Annotated in this window: 25 protein-coding genes; 20 read left to right on the top strand and 5 right to left on the bottom strand. The window is 39.9% G+C overall.

The features are described 5' to 3' along the window. The first annotated feature begins 60 nt into the window (after window positions 1–60). The 6 genes from RH061_RS12960 (at window position 61) to RH061_RS12935 (ending at window position 5043) form a co-directional block, all read left to right on the top strand. Complete coding sequence (locus RH061_RS12960) at window positions 61–294, top strand: hypothetical protein (protein ID WP_311070719.1); 234 nt, start codon at window positions 61–63, stop codon at window positions 292–294. A 512-nt stretch (window positions 295–806) separates the two neighbouring features. Continuing rightward, a complete protein-coding gene (locus tag RH061_RS12955; RefSeq protein WP_311070717.1) occupies window positions 807–2057 on the top strand; it encodes an MFS transporter in 1251 nt (416 codons plus the stop codon). A gap of 161 nt (window positions 2058–2218) precedes the next feature. After that, window positions 2219–2794, top strand: a complete 576-nt coding sequence (locus tag RH061_RS12950; RefSeq protein ID WP_311070715.1) for a glycerol-3-phosphate acyltransferase — start codon at window positions 2219–2221, stop codon at window positions 2792–2794. Between the two features lie 131 nt (window positions 2795–2925). Next, window positions 2926–3111 carry a hypothetical protein gene (locus tag RH061_RS12945; RefSeq protein ID WP_311070714.1) on the top strand — a complete coding sequence of 62 codons (186 nt, stop codon included), beginning with the start codon at window positions 2926–2928 and terminating at the stop codon, window positions 3109–3111. Window positions 3112–3226: 115 nt separating this feature from the next. After that, on the top strand, window positions 3227–4225 hold the full coding sequence (locus RH061_RS12940) for an NAD(P)H-dependent flavin oxidoreductase (protein ID WP_311070713.1): 999 nt from the start codon (window positions 3227–3229) through the stop codon (window positions 4223–4225). Window positions 4226–4473: 248 nt separating this feature from the next. Continuing rightward, window positions 4474–5043: an MEDS domain-containing protein gene (locus RH061_RS12935; protein ID WP_311070712.1), complete on the top strand. Its 570-nt coding sequence runs from the start codon at window positions 4474–4476 to the stop codon at window positions 5041–5043. 334 nt (window positions 5044–5377) lie between these two features. Here the strand turns inward: RH061_RS12935 and RH061_RS12930 are convergent, their stop codons facing one another. Next, window positions 5378–6352 carry a LacI family DNA-binding transcriptional regulator gene (locus tag RH061_RS12930; protein WP_311070711.1) on the bottom strand — a complete coding sequence of 325 codons (975 nt, stop codon included), beginning with the start codon at window positions 6350–6352 and terminating at the stop codon, window positions 5378–5380. An 88-nt stretch (window positions 6353–6440) separates the two neighbouring features. Here RH061_RS12930 and RH061_RS12925 point away from each other — a divergent pair, with 88 nt between their 5' ends. The 7 genes from RH061_RS12925 (at window position 6441) to RH061_RS12895 (ending at window position 10685) form a co-directional block, all read left to right on the top strand. Next, the gene (locus RH061_RS12925; RefSeq protein WP_311070710.1) at window positions 6441–6563 is read left to right on the top strand and encodes a hypothetical protein; all 123 of its coding nucleotides are present in this window, start codon (window positions 6441–6443) and stop codon (window positions 6561–6563) included. 186 nt (window positions 6564–6749) lie between these two features. After that, on the top strand, window positions 6750–7193 hold the full coding sequence (locus tag RH061_RS12920) for an aminotransferase yhxA (protein ID WP_311070709.1): 444 nt from the start codon (window positions 6750–6752) through the stop codon (window positions 7191–7193). Between the two features lie 12 nt (window positions 7194–7205). Beyond that, window positions 7206–7607, top strand: coding sequence for a DUF350 domain-containing protein (locus RH061_RS12915; RefSeq protein ID WP_311070708.1), 402 nt, complete (start codon window positions 7206–7208; stop codon window positions 7605–7607). A 15-nt stretch (window positions 7608–7622) separates the two neighbouring features. Next, entirely contained in the window at window positions 7623–8087 is a 465-nt protein-coding gene (locus tag RH061_RS12910) for an RNA helicase (RefSeq protein ID WP_311070707.1), read from the top strand. A gap of 11 nt (window positions 8088–8098) precedes the next feature. Continuing rightward, window positions 8099–9328 carry a glutathionylspermidine synthase family protein gene (locus tag RH061_RS12905; protein WP_311070705.1) on the top strand — a complete coding sequence of 410 codons (1230 nt, stop codon included), beginning with the start codon at window positions 8099–8101 and terminating at the stop codon, window positions 9326–9328. A gap of 18 nt (window positions 9329–9346) precedes the next feature. Beyond that, window positions 9347–10378, top strand: coding sequence for an ion channel (locus RH061_RS12900; protein ID WP_311070704.1), 1032 nt, complete (start codon window positions 9347–9349; stop codon window positions 10376–10378). Window positions 10379–10484: 106 nt separating this feature from the next. Then, window positions 10485–10685 carry a cold-shock protein gene (locus tag RH061_RS12895; protein ID WP_101641882.1) on the top strand — a complete coding sequence of 67 codons (201 nt, stop codon included), beginning with the start codon at window positions 10485–10487 and terminating at the stop codon, window positions 10683–10685. A gap of 120 nt (window positions 10686–10805) precedes the next feature. On the opposite strand, the gene RH061_RS12890 is transcribed toward RH061_RS12895, so the two are convergent. Further along, complete coding sequence (locus tag RH061_RS12890) at window positions 10806–11324, bottom strand: MerR family transcriptional regulator (RefSeq protein ID WP_311070703.1); 519 nt, start codon at window positions 11322–11324, stop codon at window positions 10806–10808. A 252-nt stretch (window positions 11325–11576) separates the two neighbouring features. Between RH061_RS12890 and RH061_RS12885 the strand changes: the two genes are divergently transcribed. The 5 genes from RH061_RS12885 to RH061_RS12865 all read left to right on the top strand — a co-directional run bounded on the left by RH061_RS12885 (window position 11577) and on the right by RH061_RS12865 (window position 15489). After that, on the top strand, window positions 11577–12161 hold the full coding sequence (locus tag RH061_RS12885; protein ID WP_311070702.1) for a YdcF family protein: 585 nt from the start codon (window positions 11577–11579) through the stop codon (window positions 12159–12161). 31 nt (window positions 12162–12192) lie between these two features. Beyond that, complete coding sequence (locus tag RH061_RS12880; RefSeq protein WP_311070700.1) at window positions 12193–12897, top strand: hypothetical protein; 705 nt, start codon at window positions 12193–12195, stop codon at window positions 12895–12897. 4 nt (window positions 12898–12901) lie between these two features. Then, window positions 12902–13639 carry a hypothetical protein gene (locus tag RH061_RS12875; RefSeq protein WP_311070698.1) on the top strand — a complete coding sequence of 246 codons (738 nt, stop codon included), beginning with the start codon at window positions 12902–12904 and terminating at the stop codon, window positions 13637–13639. A 387-nt stretch (window positions 13640–14026) separates the two neighbouring features. Further along, complete coding sequence (locus tag RH061_RS12870) at window positions 14027–14938, top strand: DUF1002 domain-containing protein (protein ID WP_311070697.1); 912 nt, start codon at window positions 14027–14029, stop codon at window positions 14936–14938. 53 nt (window positions 14939–14991) lie between these two features. After that, entirely contained in the window at window positions 14992–15489 is a 498-nt protein-coding gene (locus RH061_RS12865; protein WP_311070696.1) for a GNAT family N-acetyltransferase, read from the top strand. Window positions 15490–15584: 95 nt separating this feature from the next. On the opposite strand, the gene RH061_RS12860 is transcribed toward RH061_RS12865, so the two are convergent. After that, entirely contained in the window at window positions 15585–16145 is a 561-nt protein-coding gene (locus RH061_RS12860; RefSeq protein ID WP_311070695.1) for a GNAT family N-acetyltransferase, read from the bottom strand. A gap of 383 nt (window positions 16146–16528) precedes the next feature. Between RH061_RS12860 and RH061_RS12855 the strand changes: the two genes are divergently transcribed. Beyond that, a complete protein-coding gene (locus RH061_RS12855; RefSeq protein WP_311070694.1) occupies window positions 16529–16999 on the top strand; it encodes a GNAT family N-acetyltransferase in 471 nt (156 codons plus the stop codon). Window positions 17000–17156: 157 nt separating this feature from the next. Then, complete coding sequence (locus RH061_RS12850; protein ID WP_311070692.1) at window positions 17157–17666, top strand: hypothetical protein; 510 nt, start codon at window positions 17157–17159, stop codon at window positions 17664–17666. Window positions 17667–17723: 57 nt separating this feature from the next. On the opposite strand, the gene RH061_RS12845 is transcribed toward RH061_RS12850, so the two are convergent. Together RH061_RS12845 and RH061_RS12840 are read right to left on the bottom strand one after the other, a co-directional pair. Further along, on the bottom strand, window positions 17724–19808 hold the full coding sequence (locus RH061_RS12845) for a peptidoglycan D,D-transpeptidase FtsI family protein (RefSeq protein ID WP_311070690.1): 2085 nt from the start codon (window positions 19806–19808) through the stop codon (window positions 17724–17726). A gap of 129 nt (window positions 19809–19937) precedes the next feature. Then, a complete protein-coding gene (locus tag RH061_RS12840; RefSeq protein ID WP_311070689.1) occupies window positions 19938–20846 on the bottom strand; it encodes a VanW family protein in 909 nt (302 codons plus the stop codon). Window positions 20847–20894 lie beyond the last annotated feature (48 nt).

Here is a 20894-nt window from a genome sequence, read left to right as displayed (position 1 = left end):
ATTGGGTAAAGTCAAAGAGAGTCTGGTATTCTAATGATATACATATAAGGAGGGATCAATATGGGAGAATGTAAAATCGACCACAGTAGAGAAGACGTCCAGAAGAAATACGAGTCACAAAAAGAATTCCTGCCGGAAGAATTTCACCCTATGTTCAATCAATTTTTTGAAGAAGAGCATACTCAGGACATTCTGAATGAAGTATTCCATATGCTGAAAAAGTATGATCTGGTGACAGAAGAGGAAAGAAGCGAGCGTAACAACAGATTGAAATTGGTTTTAAGGAACGTTTAATGAAATGAAAAGGAGCCTGGTGCTCCTTTTTTTTGCTCTGTAATAACTAAATTTTGAGTTGGCAATATTTGAGGAATAAACGGAAAAATTCCGCCTAAATTGGTAACGGTCCTTATTTCCTTAAAAATAAGGGTCGTTTTTCCGTTTATTCAATCAAAATCATTCTAGTTTGGCTTATTTATTGCAATTAAACGGAATATCTCCGCTTATTTCCGCCTCAAAAAGGGTCTCTATTGACAATAACCGGAAATTCTCCACTTATGAATTCTCTTACCTACATGAATAATCAACAATAACGTCCCAGCGTGTTATTTAAAAAAATATGAATCATAGCCAGAGCGCATAGAAAGGTACCCTTTAATAAATACCATGCGAATAAGTGAAATATACAGAAGATTTTTGTTTTTATTTCCAATAAAAAACTTATTGCCAGCAAAAACCAGAAGGAGTAAAATTAGGTGGATATTTCGGTATCCAAAATAATTTGAATCATTCGAAAGAAGAGGGAATGCATGGAAAGTCCTTCACAAATAACAAAGAGGAATGAAAAGAATAGCATTATAAACGGTGTGGCTTCTACGGTTGTTATGAGTATGAGCAATAACTACTTTGCCTTGTTTGCCATTGGGGTCCTTGGTGCTACGAATTATCAAATTGGTTTAATCAGTTCTCTGCCCCAAATTGTCGGCATGTTCGCCATGATTCTCGGCACAGTGATCATGGGCAGGCTTCAGGAAAAAAAGAGGTTCACCAGTCTCTCGATTTTGTTCACTCGTTTATTTTTGCTTGGAATGTTCTTTGTCATATATTTGCCGGAAGAGTACAGGGCCTGGGCGTTTGTTTTGCTCATTGGTTTAATGAATCTTCCCGGATCATTCGCGATGCTTAGCTGGCAGTCATTTATCGGGGATCTCATTTCAGACAGCCGCAGAAGCGGTTTCTTCAGTGAGAGGAACAGGATCCTGACCATTGCTGGTATGGTTACGACATTGCTAATTGGAATCGGGCTGCAATGGTTTGATAAAACTAATCCGCTGCCATATCAAATACTTTTCATTCTCGCATTTCTATTTGGGATTATGGAAATTTTCTATTTAAATAGACATATAGAGCCGAAGAAAGATATTGTAACAGACAAGAAACGGTTTAATTTTGGCTGGGATGCATACCAGCATAAACCATTCATTTACTTCTTGATCTGCGGGTTGTTTTTCAACTTCGCCTGGCAGTTAGCCTGGCCTTTGTTCAATATCTATAACATTAAAGTGGCGCATATGACGGGTTTTTGGATCAGTATCATTACAGTGGCGAATCAGGTAGGCCAAATCATCAGCTTCAAATGGTGGGGAAGAATGGCTGACAAGCACAGCAATGCTAAAATGCTGGCGATAACAGCTGTTGGGATGGCATCAGCGCCATTCCTTACGATACTTTCAACCAATATGTATTATCTAACCTTCGTCAATTTTTCTTCTGGTCTGTTTGTTTCGGGAACAGTGCTTCTGTTATTTAATCAGCTTCTTGAAGTGACGAAGGAGCAAAACCGCGGAAGCTTCATAGCTCAATACAATATCCTTTTAGCGATTATTGGCTTTATCGCACCGCAAGTAGGAGTATACTTGCTCCAATTAAGTTCAATCCATACAGCTATGAATCTCGCATCAATTTTACGGTTGGTCTCCGGAGCGGTATTTTTACTATTCTATATTTACATGAAAAAACGATACTTCAACAGTAACAATGTGGCGGTCCAAAAAGCATAAGGAATGCAGAAGTCAAATTTCTTTTTGAGTGAAGTGCCAAATCAGCTTAGAAAAATCCCGGTCTTTAAAGGCCGGGATTTTTAATGAGGAATTTATAAAGGAATTTGTTGGACTAACACCGAATAAACTTTATTAATATTGTAAGGACAGGTTGTGTAGCCATGACTATTATTTGCTATCTTCTCATTTCGTATCTTCTTGGCAGCTTGATGGCCGGTTATTTCGTGGTGAAGATACTTGGGAAAAAAGATATAAGAGTTGAGGGAAGTGGCAATGTTGGGGCAAGGAATGCCGGCAGGGTACATGGAAAAGTGTCATTCGTCTTTACTTTTCTTGGTGATGCACTAAAAGGGGCGCTTGTGGTCTTGATTGGTGAATATTTAAATTTATCACCCGAATTATTCTTGGTTGGATTAGGGTTTGCCATTCTCGGCCACGTTAAGCCGATAACCTTAAACTTCAAAGGAGGCATGGGGATTTCTACATTTATCGGTGGTATGATCGCTTTTGAACCCTTGTCAGCCCTCATCCTCGTTATTGGTTTTATATTGCTATATCCAGTTTTAAAAAGTTTCACATTTGCTGGACTGGGTTCATTTGTTTTGCTTCCAATCTGTTTTTATTTCCTGGGCGTACAGCTCCTGCCTATTTTAATTGCCGGCGTCCTTGTATTAGCGATCATCTACATCCACCGTGAGGATCTATCTGAAAGATTTGAAAAGAGAGCAAAAAAATAACGTAGGTATAAATGTTGATCAGCTCCTATTAAAATGGACCGCAGTTTAAGAGCAGTTAATGTTTAGCATTCACACATTTTGAGGTAAGGAACTGAATAGGATAATGTATCCATTCGAAAGGAGCCTGAAATATGTGGACTTGGGTTTGGCTCTTGCTGCTGCCGATCATGATATTGCTGCTGATTGAAGAAGTTAGTCAATTTATTTGGCGCAGTTATTTAAAGGAACCTCAAGATAGAAATGAAAGGTTTTTCAGCCGTACACTTGAAAGTTTGAAAAAAATGAAGCAGAAATACCGTAAAGATCCTTCGCATTAATGTGGGGGATTCTTTTTTAGAATAATAAAATCTTCCTCCTGATTGAAATATCCACTCTGTTAAACTATGATATAGTTATATTCAGAAAATTTAGAAATGAAGAAAGGATGATAGTATGATTAAGAAAATTCCAGAAAGCTGGTGGGAAAATTTATCCGTTCCTGCTATAGCTGCACCAATGTTCCTTGTTTCAGGTCCTGATTTGGTAAGCGCTTGCTGTAAAAGTGGTGTGATAGGATCATTTCCGGCGCCTAATGCCCGGCCAATAGAAGTTCTTGATGAATGGATGGGCAGGTTGAACGACGAATTAGCAGAAGCAAAGAAACAAGATCCAGAACGAAAAGTAGCACCTTGGGCTATGAATATGGTGGTACATAGTACTTACAGCAGGCTTGAAGAAGAACTTGAGTTATTAAAAAAGCATAAGCCTCAGCTTGTTATTACTTCACTGGGCAGTCCAAAGAAAGTGGTAGACATTGTACATGAATATGGAGGCCTTGTATTCTCGGATGTCAGTGATGTGAAGTTCGCCAAGAAAGCAGCAGAGACAGGAGTAGACGGCCTCATTTTAGTGGCTAACGGAGCAGGGGGCCATGCAGGGGAACTGAATAGCTTTGCTTTTGTAGATTCTGTAAGGACATTCTGGGATGGAATCATTGTGCTGGCAGGATCGGTCACTACTGGAAAAGCTGTGCTTGCTGCCCAGGCAGCAGGTGCTGATCTTGCTTATATGGGGACAAGATTCATTGTCGCCAAAGAAAGTATGGCCAGCGATGAATACAGACAAATGGTGGTTGATGCTACTCAGGAAGACCTTCTCCTTACCGACGCTTTTTCTGGCGTGAAAGCGAATATGCTAAAGCCAAGCATTGTCAGGGCAGGACTGGATCCAGAAACCCTCCAGAAAAAGGATAGTGTGAATTTTGATTCAATGCAAAGAGAGACAAGTGCGAAAGCCTGGAAAGATATTTGGTCTGCAGGGCAGGGAGTTGGGGCCATCGAGAAAATTCAAACCGCGTCGGAAATCATTGGCCAATTAGAAGCGGAATACAGTGAAGCTTTAAGTAAGTTGAACTCGAAAGCAAGCAAACTCAAGCCTTTTATTCTGGAATAAGCCTAAACTCACCGAATGGGAGATATCAGCCTTCGGTGACTTTTTTAATTGCCCATGAAAAAGGGTGGCATATTTCAGCCAAAAAGCTTCATTGCAAATATGGGTCATAAAGCTGATACGAGGTACTTTATATCGTTATAAAGGTGTTTAATCGATTAATGGCCAGAAGTATGTTATTATTAAGGGTATATTTTGAATATGCGAATTCATTGTTTGTTTCCCTTGAATTCCCTGAGGAGACTGATACAATGCAAAAAAAAATCCAGGACCTGATTTCCAGTGTAAAAGAAACGGGAGCCCATATTTTTTATTCATTCGAAAACGAAGAGAAATATGTTGATAATCTTATAGTCTATCTTACTGCGGCAATCGGGCTCGGCAACCATGTGATGATTATTGAAAATGACCGTATTTTGCCTGAACTACAGAAAAGAATCAAATCGGAGCTAGATGAAGAACAACAGAAAATGATTCATACAATTAATAATTATGAATTTTACTGCTATCGCGGCAACTTTAATAAGGATACGATCCTTAGTTATTTAGATAACATGCTTGCGCCCTTTTTGGAAAACAATATTCCTGTTCAGACATGGGCTCATGTTGAATGGAGAGAACAAGAGGAAATTTACCAGACTCTTGGGAATTATGAAAAAGAAGCCGATCAAATTCTTCAGTCCGCAAATCTAATAACCGTTTGTGGTTATGATGCCAGTAGAGTAACTAAGGCATTGGAAGATATGCTGATGGACTCACATGATTATTACATGACAGACGATACAATAAATCCTATAGATCGAAAAAGCAAAATAAATTAACCTGCCGTTGTGAACGGCAGGTTTTTGTCATTCTATAGGAAATTATAGAAGTATTATTGTGTCGATAACTCCATTATGGGTATTTTAATCCAGCTCCAGCGCCTAGCCCCTCGAGACGCTTGTCTAGCTGCGGCTCCTAACTCCTTGAGACGTTTCGGTCCTGCCAATGAAGTCAAAGACCGACTTCACAGCCAGGCCCTCCAACGGTTGTCGAAGTTGGCAGTCGCCTCCGCTTTTCGATTTCGTTCCGCCCAATGAAGTCAAAGAACAACTTCACCGGTCGGCCCTCCAACGCTTGTCGGGGCTGACCAAGGCGCTTGCGCTTTTTGTTCTTCTACACAGATTTCCTCTTAATCAATTTAAACGGCAGGGTGATCTTTTCTGCGTACTTACTGTTTTCTGAACGCTTGATAAATGCTCTAAAGGCATAGGAACCTAATTGATTAGTGGGTATGTCAATTGTCGTTATCGCCATGATTTCAGAGATTGGATGGTTATCAAAGCTCAATACGGCCACATCTCCGGGTACCGCTAGTCCATATTTTGTTGCTTCGGTAATCATTCCTGCTGAAACCTGGTCATTACCCACCAGAAAGGCTGTAGGCTTTTCTTCCATTTTTAAATATCGGTCCATCACCCTCTTACCATCCTGAATAACTAAACAATCACCAATGACCCACTCATCGTGTACCAGGTGGCCAATTATCTCCATCTTTTGATGATATGTCTTTTGGCGTTTCTGGCTGTTTGCTCCTTCAAGCCTTCCTAAACAGATGGCAATTCTGTCATGCCCCATAGATATCAAGTATTCCAGCCCCAGGTTGAATGCATCCTCGTGCTTGATTGAAATAGACGGGAATTCATCTTGATCCGAATCTTCACATAACACAATAGGACCATCATCTTTATACTTCAAGAGTAAGTTAAAGGGAATGGCACGTGAAGTAAAAATAACTCCATCAATAAGGTGGCCTCGCAGTTGTTCCAACGCCTCGAATTCCTTTTCTTGTTGATATCCTGTTTGGAAAAGAACAAGCTGGATATTATGCTTGATTGCTTCTTTAGCAAGACCTTCAAGTAGTTCAGAGAAATATGGATGGTTAATCGTGGGCAATACAACTCCAACCATATTTGTCTTACCACGGGATAAATGGACAGCATTAATATTTGGACTGTAATCCAGTTCCTTTATAGTTTTTAAAACCGCCTCCCGTTTAGCTGGACTTACATATGGATGATTATTCAACACCCGGGATACAGTGGTAACAGATACTCCAGCCTTTCGGGCAATTTCTCGGATATTAGCCATGTATAAACCTCGCGATTATTTTTTCTTGACCTGAAACGCGTTCCATGAATTATTGTGATTACAAACATATCACAAAGGAGTGTTCATTATGTTAACAGGAATTATGATGTTGGCAGGGTTATGCCTATTTGAGATTATTTTAGCAAAAATAGCATTAGGCAGTACGGAAATAAAGGAATTTAATTACGAGGAATTTTTTAATGGGGAATAATACATTTACACAACTTCCTGCAAGGGTATTAAGCGAATAAAATGAAGAGCCATACCGTTTAGAATATAACATTTTCACCAATCTAAAGTGTTACAATAAAAGATAGGAAATTATTTGGGGAAGAACTTGAAACTTTTTCCCAGGTCTTCCGTAAATAAATACGTCAATCAGAAAGAGGTGATAGAAATGGGTAAAACCAAAAAGGTGATGGCTGGTATATCAGCGACAGCTTTGATGATGGGACTGGTAGGATGCAACAACAACCCTCAGGCTATTCCGGACCGGGATTGGGATCAGGATTCTTCTGGCAGTGAGGGGGAAGATTGGAGCTCCGAGCAGGCAGAAGAAATTCCTCCAGTACCGGAAGGAACCGATTGTTCAGACTGGGAATGGGACAATGAAGATGGTGTTTGGGAATGTGATGATAACAATTCCCCGTATTTCGGGCATTACTTTTTCGCAGGGATGTTCTTTGCAAACCGATCATTACTCTACAAGAGCAATGACTATATGAAATACAAGCAGAGCTCGGCATTCAAAGGTGCAAGACTGGACAGTAATTATAAAAATACTTCGCCAAAGGGCAGTTCAGGATTCGGAAGCGGATCAAGAAGCACTACTGGCGGTTAAGGGAGAGAAAAAATGACGAATTTATATGTAAGCTTTGCCGCTTATTTAGGACTTGGATTGGTATTGCTAACCGCTGGGGTAGGCTTATTCGTGCTGGCTACACCCAAAATCAAGGAATTTGAACTGATTGGCAAAAGAAATATTACAGCTGCTCTTTCACTTGGCGGGAAGATGTTGGGCCTTGCAATCGTTCTTGGCGCAGCTGCGGAATATTCGATTTCCCTCCTTGATATGGCTATTTGGGGATCAATAGGAATTTTTACACAAATCATTGTTTTCTTTGTTGCTGAGGTTGTTACGGTCAGATATAGCCTGCAAAAGGCAATCGAGGAAGACAACCGTTCTGTCGGTGTCATTCTCTTCTCACTTTCCCTTGCTGTAGGCTGGATCGTTGCAAAGAGCCTTTCTTACTAGGAGGAATAAGCATTAATGAAAAAGCTGACTTACTTCATTCATGATGGAAAAGGCAATTATGAACCATTTTATGAATATTCGATTCCAAATGTCGGGATGGATGAATTTTATGCCCGACAGCTATGCACTTATTTTATTATTAAAGGGACTCAGTATGAGCTTGTGTCCAATGAGATGGCTGGTGATGAAGAAATTCTGGTGCTTGAAGAGCGGGGAAAGAACAATTCCGTCCTTGATGAAAAGAACTATCGGGGAAAAGGAATTCATGTGGAATTCCGCAGGCACAGGGAAAGTGAAAATTATCGGTTGATTAAGGCAATTCCTTGCCGGACTCACTTAGATGTAATTCGCTATCTATTGAAGGATATCATTGATGTCCCTGACTCAGGTCAGATGGCTGTGACTTCTACCGAAGTGGATGAAGATAGGGGAGTTTACGTGCTTTATGTGAAAGCAATTGAGGAAAACGACATGGAATAGGAGGCCATTCCATGAAAAACTACAAGAAAAAGAGAGAACAGTTCTATAGTGGAATCAAGAATTTCTGGCCAGATCTATATGGAGAGGAATATGCTTTGTTTGATCTAACAACAATTGATCAAAAGGAAGCTGAAAGCATCAGGATATGCACAGAGCGGATCGGAAAGATTTATTTTAAAGTGGCTGATCTTCTGAGGAATGTAGACCTGGATACCTTAAGAGAACTGGGGTATCCGGGTGATACGCTTGACTTTATACGGCTAAAGACAATGAATATGGAAAGTGTCATCGCAAGGCTCGACCTTATAAAAGCTGAAAATACATATAAGTGTATCGAGATTAATTCTGATACGCCAACTTTTATTAAAGAATTATTTAGTGTAAATGGAACTGTAGCTAATCAGTTTGGGTTCGGAAATCCTAACGAAGGAATGGAAGTGCAATTGGCGAGAGCTGTTAGGGCTGCTGTCGCTGCCTCAACCAAATGGCTTAATGAGACAGAGCCATACATTGTGTTCACTGCTCATGAAGACAATATCGAAGATCGAAATACCGTTTTATATTTACAGGAGCTATATGGTTTACCTTCAAGGTTCATTGCTCTGGATAAACTAAGGATCTTACCAGGGAATGGACTCTTTGATGAAAAAGGGCGAAGAATCGATATCCTCTACCGACAAACATTCCCAATCGAAGGGCTGATAACGGATGAAGACGAACAAGGAAATAAAATTGGACTTTGGCTGCTAGAGCTTGTAAAGACAAAGAAATTGGCCATAATCAATCCACCCTCTGCTTTTTTATTGCAGAATAAAGCTGTCCAGGCGGTAATCTGGGGTTTGCATGAAAGTAAAGATGCTTTTTTCACAAACGAAGAGCATAAATGGATAGAGGACTATTTCCTGCCAACCTACTTGGAAGCAGAGCCCTTTTACGATAAGCAGGCACCTTATGTAAAAAAGCCGATATTCGGAAGAGAAGGAGATACCGTCCAAATATTTAGCTCCACTGGCAAATTGTTAATGGAAGAACAACATAAAAACTACAATGATGTTCCATCCATATTCCAACAATATATAGAACTGCCGACTGTTACATATAATTCAGAAAAAGGGAAGCAAATTGGACACATCCTTACTGGAAGTTTTCTGGTGAATGGTAAAGCTTCAGCGCTTGGCTACCGTGTCGGTGGGGAGATTACAAACAACCTGTCTTGCTTTTTACCAGTTGGATTGGCTTAGCAGAAAGGAGGTCCAACCATGTGGATTTTACAAAGGTTGTTTACAAAACTGCTTAAAGTCAGCCTTTTGAAGATTATCTTGATCGTTATTGGAGTAATCCTTTTAAGCAGCCTGATTATTAAGGCACTGGAACCAGAGACTTTTCCAAGGTACCTCGATGCCGTTTGGTGGACAATGACTACGGTCGTGACGGTTGGTTACGGGGATTACTCACCAAGCAGTGATCTCGGAAGACTTTTCACTATGATCTTGCTTTATACGGTTGGAATAGGTGCCATGGGTATTATCATCGGTAAGATTTTTGACAGCCTGACCTTGTATAAAAGAATGAAGGAGGAAGGGAAGTTGGCTTATAAAGGTAAGGATCACTATATACTGATCGGTTCCTCCAGAGATAAACTAAAGAATGTTGTCGAGGAAATCCTGAACTCCAATAAAAAATGCGATATCGTCATTGTCGATCACAGCAATGAATCGCCAGTCCAGCATGACCGTGTACATTTTGTCAGTGGAAATCCTGCTGAGGAAGAAATCCTGATGCAAGCAAACATCCTTAAATCAAGATCTGTCGCAGTCTTTACAGATGACAAAATGGATCTGCCGGAATTTGCAGATGGGAAAACCTTGCTCATTGCGTCTAGGGTAGAACATATCTCGAAGCAAGCTAATAGAAATATTTATACAATTGCTGAGATTATGAAAGAGAAGCATATTGCGCTATTCGAGCATGCAAACATCGATGAATTTATTTTATCCAATGAATCAGTATCTAAACTTATGGCTCAGGCCGCAATCTATCCTGGATCAAGCAAGCTGTTTAAACAGCTTCTCAGTAATATGGAGGGAGAAAAGCTCTATAAGATCGAGAAGAAGCAGCATTGGGCTACCTATAAACAAGCAGCCATGGAACTCTTTGACCTTGGAGCAACACTAATATCGGATGGACATTCGCTGGATGTTGCCCGGAAACATGATGAAAAAATTCCTGAAGGAACTAAGATGTTTGTGATTTGCGATGAGGAAACTTATAAAAAAATATCCAGCAACTAAGACTTTGCTAAAAATATTCTTTTTTAAGTTTAAAATGTTTTGGGAAGGATATAATAATCACGCAAGGTTAAATTGCAATTTTTTTAATCGCTAGGAGGCAACAATTGTGGAACGTGGTAAGGTAAAATGGTTTAACAGCGAAAAAGGCTTTGGATTCATTGAACGCGAAGGCGGGGAAGATGTATTTGTACACTTCTCAGCAATCCAGGGCGAAGGGTACAAATCTTTAGATGAAGGACAAGAAGTTACATTTGATGTTGAACAAGGCCAGCGTGGCCCTCAAGCTACAAACGTACAGAAAGTCTAACTAAGGATTTCTAAAACAGACTCAGAATACTGGGTCTGTTTTTTTATTAGAGAGGTACACTATTTAAAGCTCTTTATTTAGCCTTCGCCAAAAAAAATAACACATCCCTGATGTGCCAAATTAAAATCCAAAAAAGGAGCTGATAATATTTCGCTTTTTGAATTTCTTTAAAGTGTTACCAGGCGTCAATGAGAGCTTGTTTTCATCTTGCACTGTTTCTCGTTGTGCAGCAGCTTCTTCCATGCCTGTAATCACTTCGGTCAGCCGGGCTACTTCATTTTGCAGTTCTTCAATTTCTCTGCGATGCTGGAGGATTTGATAAGAAACTACTTCATCAGCCTTTCTGTCCAGCCTTTTTTCGATCTCCTCCAGGCGTTTCATCAGCTTTTCCACTGTAAAATCTGGTTTAACAGCTGGTATGGTCGCTTTTCTGTGCTTTCTTCCCTTGATTTTTAAGTCTTGTAACAATACCCCATTACTAAGCTGTTCTTTGATGTCCTTTAAAACTTCGATGCTCTCCTCAGAAAATTGATAATGCCCCAACTCCGTACGCTCCATTTGAAGGTTTGCCTGCTTCACCCATCGCTGAATCGTGCTGGGAGAAACACCGAGCAGCTTTGCGGCTGCGCTAGTATTCATAAAAATCCCTCCTTATTATATTGAGAAATTCGCTTTATCTTTTTCTTTTCCTTTCCTTGTGACAAAACTAGTTAGCTTTCGGCAAAGAAAGTGTTGAAACACCACCATGTATCTTTTAGGGATAGAGACAATGAAATTATTCGGAAAAACAGTCGATTTATGATATTTTTTATCCTTTTTTAAGAAAATTGCAAACTATCTATGGTAGATGATGGTAATATTAGATTAGCGATTTGAAGGGTTGGGACATGAATGATAAAAAAAGCATTATTAAAAAAGCTAGTGGCAGCATGCCTTCTCATTTCAGCCTTTTATGTGGGTATTCTTCATTACAAAATTGTTGAAAACTCTAAACTGGATGTACCAAAGAATGCTGATTATCTAATCATCCTTGGAGCACGTGTAAAAGGAAATGTTCCTTCGCTCGCACTGCAATACAGAATTGACCATGCAGCAATGTATTTAAAAGAGAACCCAAACACGATTGCGATTGCCTCTGGCGGCAAGGGACCAGGGGAGGATATTTCTGAAGCAGAATCAATAAAAAGGGAACTGATTGAAAAGGGAATTGAAGGGTCAAGAATCATCCTCGAAGATCAGTCGACTGATACGTATGAAAATATCCGGTTTTCAAAAAAATTCATACCAGAAAAAGCTGAAAGCGGCTTAGTAGTGACGAATGATTTCCATATTTACCGAGCAAAGATGATTGCGGATAATGAAGAATTGACAATAGATGGTTTACCGGCAAAGACGCCGATTCAAGCAGTTTTTAAGTCATATACAAGGGAGTACTTAGCGCTGACGAAATATTTTATCATCGCTCTTTTCAGTTAGGTATAAGCAATAAAAGAAGTGAGGTGTACATATGAACGCTCCTGGGTTTGTTTTGAACTTAATGGCTTGGGGTGCTATTTTTATTCTGGCAATTCAGATATATAGGAAGCAGGATGTTAAACCAATCATATGGAAGATGACCATTGTCATTTTTGTTGGCTTATTCTCTTTTTCTATTAACCTGCCATACATGGAGCAGCAGATAAAACTAGCCATTCTTCCTCTTGGTGTATGGATTTTAAATGGAATCTATTCACGTAAAGAAGGGGGCATAAGCTGGGATAAGTATCGGAAATATGCCTGGTTAGGTTTCTTCGCCAATTTTATCTTTTTAGCAGTTTCACTTATCAGTCCACTAATCCATTCGGTTATATTCCCTGCAAATGAGATATCAACCTATCTTTCGGATGTCAATAAAGGAAAGATCATTCAAACGCATCCATCTGCTGGCAGTAAGATATTGGACATAGATTCTCTTCTTGATCAATTGGACAGTTTCAAGGAAGAATCAGTATATAGTGAAAAATGGTACTACGAAGCCTTTGAGTCTGCCGGTGAACTTTCAAAAGCGGAAGAAAGATTCCCGTATCAGCTTTCCGGAACTGAAGCAAAATGGGGGAGCGGGATCGATCCTCTGATTTTTGTTGAACAAGATGGAAAAGGGATCTTAATCTCAACAGGACAAAAGCAAGTATACTTTAGAGCAGAAAAATCTTTGCTGAAGAAGGGGGAGTAACTTCATGAGCAAAAAGGTGCTTGTGCCACTTTTACTTATCCTGATGTTAATTGCTGGCGGAGTTTTATATTGGTATTATCTAGCGCCCCCAGCAAACTTTCCAGATCAGGAGAAAGTAAAGGAAACCTTGAGTGATCCTTATAATAGAATGGAAATAGCGGAAATACAAGACACGATTTTTCTTGATGATAAACATGTGTATATTCCTTTTATAACAGAAGAAGAAGATCATGGTATAAGCTTTTGGGAGTGGGAGAAGCATGAGTGGCAATTATCAAGCTTTTCTACCGGAAGCATGCCGGAAATCTGGAAGATTGATGCCGATGACCCGTCCTCACATTTTATAATATGGAATTTTCATCCAGAGAATGATTTGGATTATTTGACGTTTTTTTTGATTAAAGAACGTGGGTTTTCCGTCAGTGAAGGAAAGGAACAGTATGATCCCGGCATTCAAATGGAATACAGAGCAGAGGCTGGGGAGAAGTCATATGGATATACACCAATTCCTTCAGAGTGGCAAAAGTATATGAAAGCAGAAAATAAAATGATGGCAGCAATGATACCTGATTCTATTTTTGCTGACTTTTTTCCGCCACCTCAATATTATTTCGGCTGGCGATCAACAGCAATTGACGGGTCCACTGAGTATCCTTCATACCCAAACAATAATGGTTTTGGCCGCGGTGGTTCGTCAACTGAGCATCTTCGGTTTTTAGGTGAAAATGATATTTTTGAATGAGGTCAGGCTTGTGAGCAGAATTAAAGTTTAAGGAAACTACTGATTCCTGTTCAGTAGCTTTCTTGTTGTTTGGGAAATTATAGAAGATTGATTGTGTGGATAACTCCATATGGGTATCTTAATCCAGCTCCAGCGCCTAGCCCCTCGAGACGCTTCGGTCCGCCCAATGAAGTCAAAGAACGACTTCACCGGTCGGTCCTCCAGCGCTTGTCGGGGCTGAGCGAGGCGCTTGCGCTTTTTGTTCTATAATGAAACTTTTTAGCGAAAATATTCGTATTAATATGGGAACCTTTGAAAAAAGCCGAAACGATGTAGAAAACTTATCAGGTTCTAAAAGATGAAAGCAGGGTAATTAGTTAAAAAAATGTGATAAAGGAGAAACAATAAATGAAAGTAAAGCACATCTCAGTTTTATTTAGCCTATTCATTTTCGCTCTAGGGATTTATACTGCTCCTGCACTTGCTTCCAATGACAATGATGAAGATGTCATAAATGAGAAGTACGGTCCACCGATTGTTGTTTATGGGGAGGCACTTTCTGATAAGCAAAAAGAAGAAGTCAGGAACTTGCTGGGAATCAAAGATCCTTCAAAAGTTAAGGAGATTGTGGTTACAGGGAAAGACCTTGTAACCTATATTGACGGCGATGAACATTCGAATATGTATTCATCTGCCAAGATTACCAGGAAGGATACTGGAGAAGGACTTGTGATTAACCAGGTCACTCCGGAAAATATAACAGAAGTAACGGACGAAATGTACGCCAACGCGCTGTTGACTGCAGGAATCGAGGATGCGATTGTAGATGTGGTTTCACCTGTCAAGGTGACCGGACACTCCGCTCTGGTGGGAATCTACAAGGCATATGATGAAGGAGAAGGAACAGCTCTTGATAAGGATCGTACTGAAGTTGCCAATCAAGAATTGAACCTGGCAACTAAACTAGCTAAAAAAGAGGGGCTCGATCAGGATAAAGTTAGTGAGCTTCTCACTGAAATTAAAAAAGAAATTGCTGCACAAAACCCAGCCACAAAAGAAGAGATTGAAAAGATTATCGATGATAAGCTAAAGACGCTCGAGATTCAGCTTAGCCCTGAAGACAGACAGCTACTCGTTGACTTATTCAATAAAATGCGTGATCTGAACATCAATTTTGACAATGTGAAGACTCAGTTAGAAAATATTTCTACAGATATTCAAAAAAGAATTGAAGAAGCAGTTGGAGACAAAGGATTTTTGGAATCAGTCTCAAATTTCTTTAAAGAGCTCATCGAGAGCATAAAAAATATATTTTCTTAGAACAGAGGATTTTTTCCTCTGTTTTTTTGAAACCTTATTGGAGGGGACTAAATTTGAATATCCGGCAAGCCGAAGAACGAGATACAGAGAATTTTGCACAACTCATTCAAGAAGTTGAAAGTACAACGAGTTTCATGCTGTTTGGTCCTGGTGAAAGAAGATACAATCCCGAAGCTCAGAGGAAAATCATACAGGCTTTTACAGCGGAAGAGAATTCAACTATTTTCCTGGCTGAAGCGGATAGCGGATTGGCAGGCTATTTAATTGCAAAAGGAGGAAGTGCAGCCCGAAGTGAGCATTCAGCTTATCTTGTTATTGGAATAAAAGAAAATCATCGAGGTAATGGGGTTGGCACAAAACTTTTTGAAGAGCTTTTTAGCTGGGGAAAAGAAATTCAGCTTCACAGACTTGAATTAACGGTGATGACAGAAAATAAGGCAGGTATCGCTTTATACGAGAAGATGGGCTTTGAAATTGAAGGAACTAAGATAGACTCATTGGTAGTGGATGGCCAGTATAAAGATGAATATTATATGGCGAAAATACTTTAAGTGAAAAAATAATAATGGGACAATCTCATTGGCATGAATAAAACCGTCTGGCCCCACAGTTGGAACCAGACGGTTTTGTTAGCATAGAACATTAGTTATTGTTGCAGCGCTTCCCATTCTTCTCTCAACAATCCCATTTTTATTGAATCATAGTACTTCCCATTATAAAGTCGGCATTTCCTGATCCGTGCTTCTTCCACCATACCCAGTTTTTTGCCGACCATAAGCATCCTGGAATTCCCGGACCAGGTTGTAAAACCGATCCTTGGTATAGGGAAGGTTTCAAATAGGTGTGCAATCCATATTTTCAATGCATCTGTTCCATAGCCGCCATTCCAATATTCTGGAAGGTAAATGACAATTCCGATTTCCAGCCATTGTGAAGATTCGTGTTCCCAGTAATATGTCACCATTCCAATAATTTCATCGTCTACTTTAATAAGGTACTTTCTGTCATATCCTTGGTCGATGAGATTCGACATTTGTTCCTTGAACTTGTCAAGGGGTACTTGTCTAAGAGGATAGTAGGGTGCATCCCATTTTTTCCATTCAGGATGTTCGTCATTGTGGATCAGCTCCCACCATGTGTCCAAATCTTGTTTCTTAACTTTGCACAAAATGACCTGTTCACCTGATAATAGATCCGGTGTTTGCATTTTCCGTACCCTCCTTAGCAGATATGAGGCAATACATTTATGGTAACTAATTCTCTTTTATTCTAGTATTTCCTGCGATAATTCAAAAATACAAAAAATGTTCAAATTCCATATAAAAAAGACGCTGGGATCAGCGTCTCTTTAGTTAGTTGCTTCATCATCTATAAAGGCATTTTCATTAACTGCGAAGAAATTTAGTCCAGCGGCGATTGCGAAAGCTCCTCCAAGTAATGCGAATGTAGTAATCATTATGTAATCGCTCCTGTCATTAATTGTTTTTTGTTTTGTTACTACATATATTCCCGAAGCAAAAGCTATTAAACATATTATTACGAAAAAATGACATTTAAATTAAATCATTCTAATTCAATGGAGGGTACCGTATGAAGATATATAGCAGAAAAATGACGAAAGAGTTTGCAATTGAGATTTTAAACTGGCATTATGATCCGCCATATGACTTGTATAACAATGTGGTTACCGATGAAGCAATCCTTGAATTACTGAATGAGGGATATACAGCGGTTGTGGATGGAAGAGAGGAATTGATTGGTTTTTATTGCAGCGGGCAAGCTGCCCAGGTTCCAGCTTTAAGAGAGTCGGGTGCTTATTCTGAGCCAGCAGTGGACGTGGGTGTAGGATTGGATCCTAAGCTTACTGGGCAGGGGTTTGGTAACGAATTCTTATCATTCATACTTAATGAACTGGAAGGTTTACATATAAATTCGACTCTTAGGCTGACTGTCGCTAAATTCAATAAAAGGGCAATCAAGTTATATGAAAACATAGGTTTCAGTATGAAATCTGAATTCAAAACAGAAAATAACATATTCATTACTATGGTAAAGTGGTGAAAAAGTGATTCGTCATCGCGTTTGGGCAACTGGGGACTTTTTTTAAAAGTCAATCATAAATAATTTGTATTTGTTAAATAATCCCTTTATAATGAAAAAGCTGTGTGAAATTCAGATTTCACATTTAGCGATATATAGATTGAAGGGGAGAAGAAAGATGAAGAAATTTTGGATTTTACTTTCAGCGATCACATTCGCAATCGGGTTGACTGCATGTTCAGCGGAAAAGGAAGAAGCACAACCTGAAAAGAAAGAAACAGAAAAGGCAGAAGAGCCAGCTGCTAACCCTAAGAGTGTTCTGTACAAATTTTACATGAGCCTTGTAAGATCTATCAACGAGGCTGATGCTGACCTTAATGCATACGAAGGTGAAGAAGATCCTGAAGCACAGGCAGAATTAAAAGCCGCAGCTAGTGAATCTGCAGCTGCAGTTGCTGCTAAGGTTGAAGGACTTGAAGTCCCAGCTGAATTGAAAGATCAAAAAGCAGATCTTGAAGCTGCACTTTCCGATATTGCAGAATCATACAAGCTAAAAGCAGAGGAGCTTAAGAAGGATGCTCCAGCTTTTGACGCTGCTGATGAAAAATTCACTCAGGGTGAAGAAAAGATTGGCGCTGCATTTGAGAGCGTTGAATTGAAAAAACCTTCTCTTGCGAAGGAATTGTAAACCGAAGCAAGAAAAGCTGTGCCCATGGCACAGCTTTTCTTTGTCTATAGGCCTTTATCATTCAACAGTTTCATCAACAGGTTCTTTAACTCCATTTTTCTTGTTGAAGTATGCATCCATCACAGCACGGCCAATTTTTTTATTTGCTCCGTGGTCGACACTGCCCTGATAAGCCCAGGGAACAACAACTGCCATGGCTATTTCTGGATTGTCAGATGGTGCATATCCAACAAGGCTAAGATTCATCGTTGGGATTAGTTTTTCACCGGGTACCCGGTACTGTCCGTCATAGAACGCCTCTGCCGTTCCAGTCTTGCCAGCAGGCGAGTATGTTGCTGTGCTGAAGTACCGATAGGCGGTACCACCTGGCTCTTGCATAACTTTTTTGAAACCGGTATGGACTCTATCAAGCCATTGTTCCTTAATGCCAGTATCGTTCAGTACTTTTGGAGAAAAGGACTTATATACTGATCCCAGCTCCTCACCATTGGTCGAAGGTTCACGGATTTCCTTAACGATTCTTGGCTGCATTCTGTAGCCTCCGTTGGCAATCGTGGAGATATACTGGGCAAGCTGCATATTTGAATACGTATCATATTGTCCAATGACCAAGTCAAGCACTTTACCAACTGGGGAATTTGCTCCTTTTGCCCCTGTTTGTTCATTCGGCAGGTCAATACCTGTCCGGATTCCAAGGCCAAAAGAGGCAAAGGAATTTCGGATCGTATCCCAAACCTTCGGATCAAGATTCAAAGGTTGCTTATAACGATAAACACCATTTCCAATCCGGATAGCAGTGTGGAACATATAGACATTGGATGACAACTTCAAAGCCTCAATATCATTCGGGGTTCCTAAATAAGCATAAGATTTTTTGATTGGAGTTCCTTTTATATCAAGTGCGCGATCATCAAACCGGGTAGCTGAATTGATAGCGCCTGTTTTATAGCCGGTCAACACCGTCGCTCCTTTAACTACAGAACCCACGTTAAAAGTTTGGCTGATGTTGCCAAGTGCGTCGTCTTTCATAGACATTTCGTTTGTTTCCTTATCTTTTACGATCTTTTTTCCCGCCATTGTCAATATTTCACCAGTGTTTGGATCCATTAAAACGACATATGCACTGTCAAGGAGTGAAGTTCCAGGTGATCTTTTGGCAGCCCATAATTCTTTTTCGATAATTTCCTCTACCGCAAGCTGGAGGTCCATATCGATACTTAGAATTAAATCTTTTCCGCGCTGTCCTTCTGAAACTAGTTCCTTTTCCAATAGCTCACCGGACTTATCAGTCACATTCACTATTTTTTCTTTCTTGCCCTGCAGTACATCCTCATATTCCATTTCAAGATTGCTTTTTCCGACGCGGTCATTGAGTGTATAGCCCCGTGACAGGAAATAATCGAGTCTTTCAGCCGGAAGGCCTTCACTGCTGGTTGTGATTCGTCCTAGTACAGGTTTGAAGGCATCTTCATAATTATATTGCCGATCCCAATCTGTGGTTGCATTAACACCAGGGAGCACGGAAAGATTCTCGTTTACAACTGCAAATTCTTCCATGGTGACATCCTTGTTTTTGATAATTTGCGGTACAAATTTATAACCGCTGTTCATGATGCTGAAAATGGCCAGCTCTTCTATATCCTCCTTAGTTAGTTGATCAAGGTGCTTTTTCGTAATTCTTTCAATCTGCAGTTTATATAGATCTTTATCTTTAAGCTTTTTATTTCTAAAAAGCTCCATTTCTTTATCTTTTATTAGTTTTTTTGCTTCTTCAGGATGCTTGATCATCCAGAAATCTTTCATATCTCGTTCTCGCACTTTATCTGTATCTTTGTCAATGATTTTGGCCAATTTTGCGGCAACCTCGAGCATCTCTTTTTGGGACGCACCGTTGTTCGTATATGTAATAGCATTCAGTGGTTTGTTGTCGACAATCACCTTAAGATCTCTGTCCAGCATTCTTCCTCGCGGTACAGGATTATTGACTGTCACATCTTCCTTTCGGTTTATTTCGCGTTTATAATCTTCTCCATGAACGATTTGCACGATGCCGAGGCGCAACACCAGCAATGAAAAGAGAATGAAGACTGAAAAGAACAAAATATTAACCCTAATAGGCGTTGTATTCTTTTTTTTAGGCAAATAAACTCACATCCTATGAAAATATAAAAACCATCTATTACCATTAGTGTACGTAAAGATTTACTCAATTGTAAAGGTTTTCCTGAAAAAATAAAAGGAATCCTTCATTTAAAAGGATTCCTACATCATTCATAAAGGTTCTTCTGGGATGATCATATTGCCATTTGCACTGGGGATTTTCCGTTTTTCTATATTGATTTCGTCAGAAGAGTATATCAGCACAATCATTTTTCCTGGATATGCTTTTGCCCTGATCAGGATTGGCTGATTGTATTTGTTTTTGAAAGTGAAATCCGGACCATACCAACTTACTGTTGCATCCCTGCCTGGAGGAACGTAGGGAACCTGTTTACTATGGGAATAGCGCTCAAGTATCTTTAAGCCTGAGCGGTCAGCAGCATTAAAGAGTGTTGACGACACTTGGCAGATTCCTCCGCCAATACCCTCAGACAGTTCACCTCTGACAATGATTGGTGCAGGCCGGTAGCCTTTTGAGGCCGTGCGTTTGCCAACAACCTTATTGAAGGAAAAGGTTTCCCCCGGAAAAACAACATGATTATTAATCGCTTCGGCGGCAAGGTTGATATTATGCGTCCGTTCCTTGTTCCTGCTATTGAAATAGGTTATATAATGGCCAATTAAATTTGTTCTAATACTTGAGATAATTTCGCTGTCGACCTTTGGGTAAACAGGTAAAGTAGGGATTTGGATCTGTGAGTGATGTTGTTCAAAAAAACTCGTGGTGAAACTCTTCTTGAACCTTTTTTCATCGAGTATGTATCCTACGTCTTCAGGAATGATTTTCCCGTAATCATCCAGACCGGCATTTGCCGGATCTTTCCTGATCTGGAGAGACAGCTGTTTATTTAATGTTTCCAGCATTGTGTGATTGAGGATTGGATATCCAAACCATGGAATTGAAAAATCAGAGCGCTGTACTTCTGCAACCGGTTCACCATCCCACATAATATCTATTTCGTCTTGATTATTAGCAGTGCTGCTTGAAAGTATAAAACCAATTGTGAGTAACCATTTCATTTATTTCACCTCCCGTGATATTATGGATAAGCAGATTGAGTTTAATGT

This window comes from Mesobacillus jeotgali (assembly GCF_031759225.1).
Classification (GTDB): domain Bacteria; phylum Bacillota; class Bacilli; order Bacillales; family Cytobacillaceae; genus Mesobacillus; species Mesobacillus jeotgali_B.
Note: the sequence above shows the minus strand (reverse complement) of the source record. Positions and strands in the feature narration are given on the sequence as shown.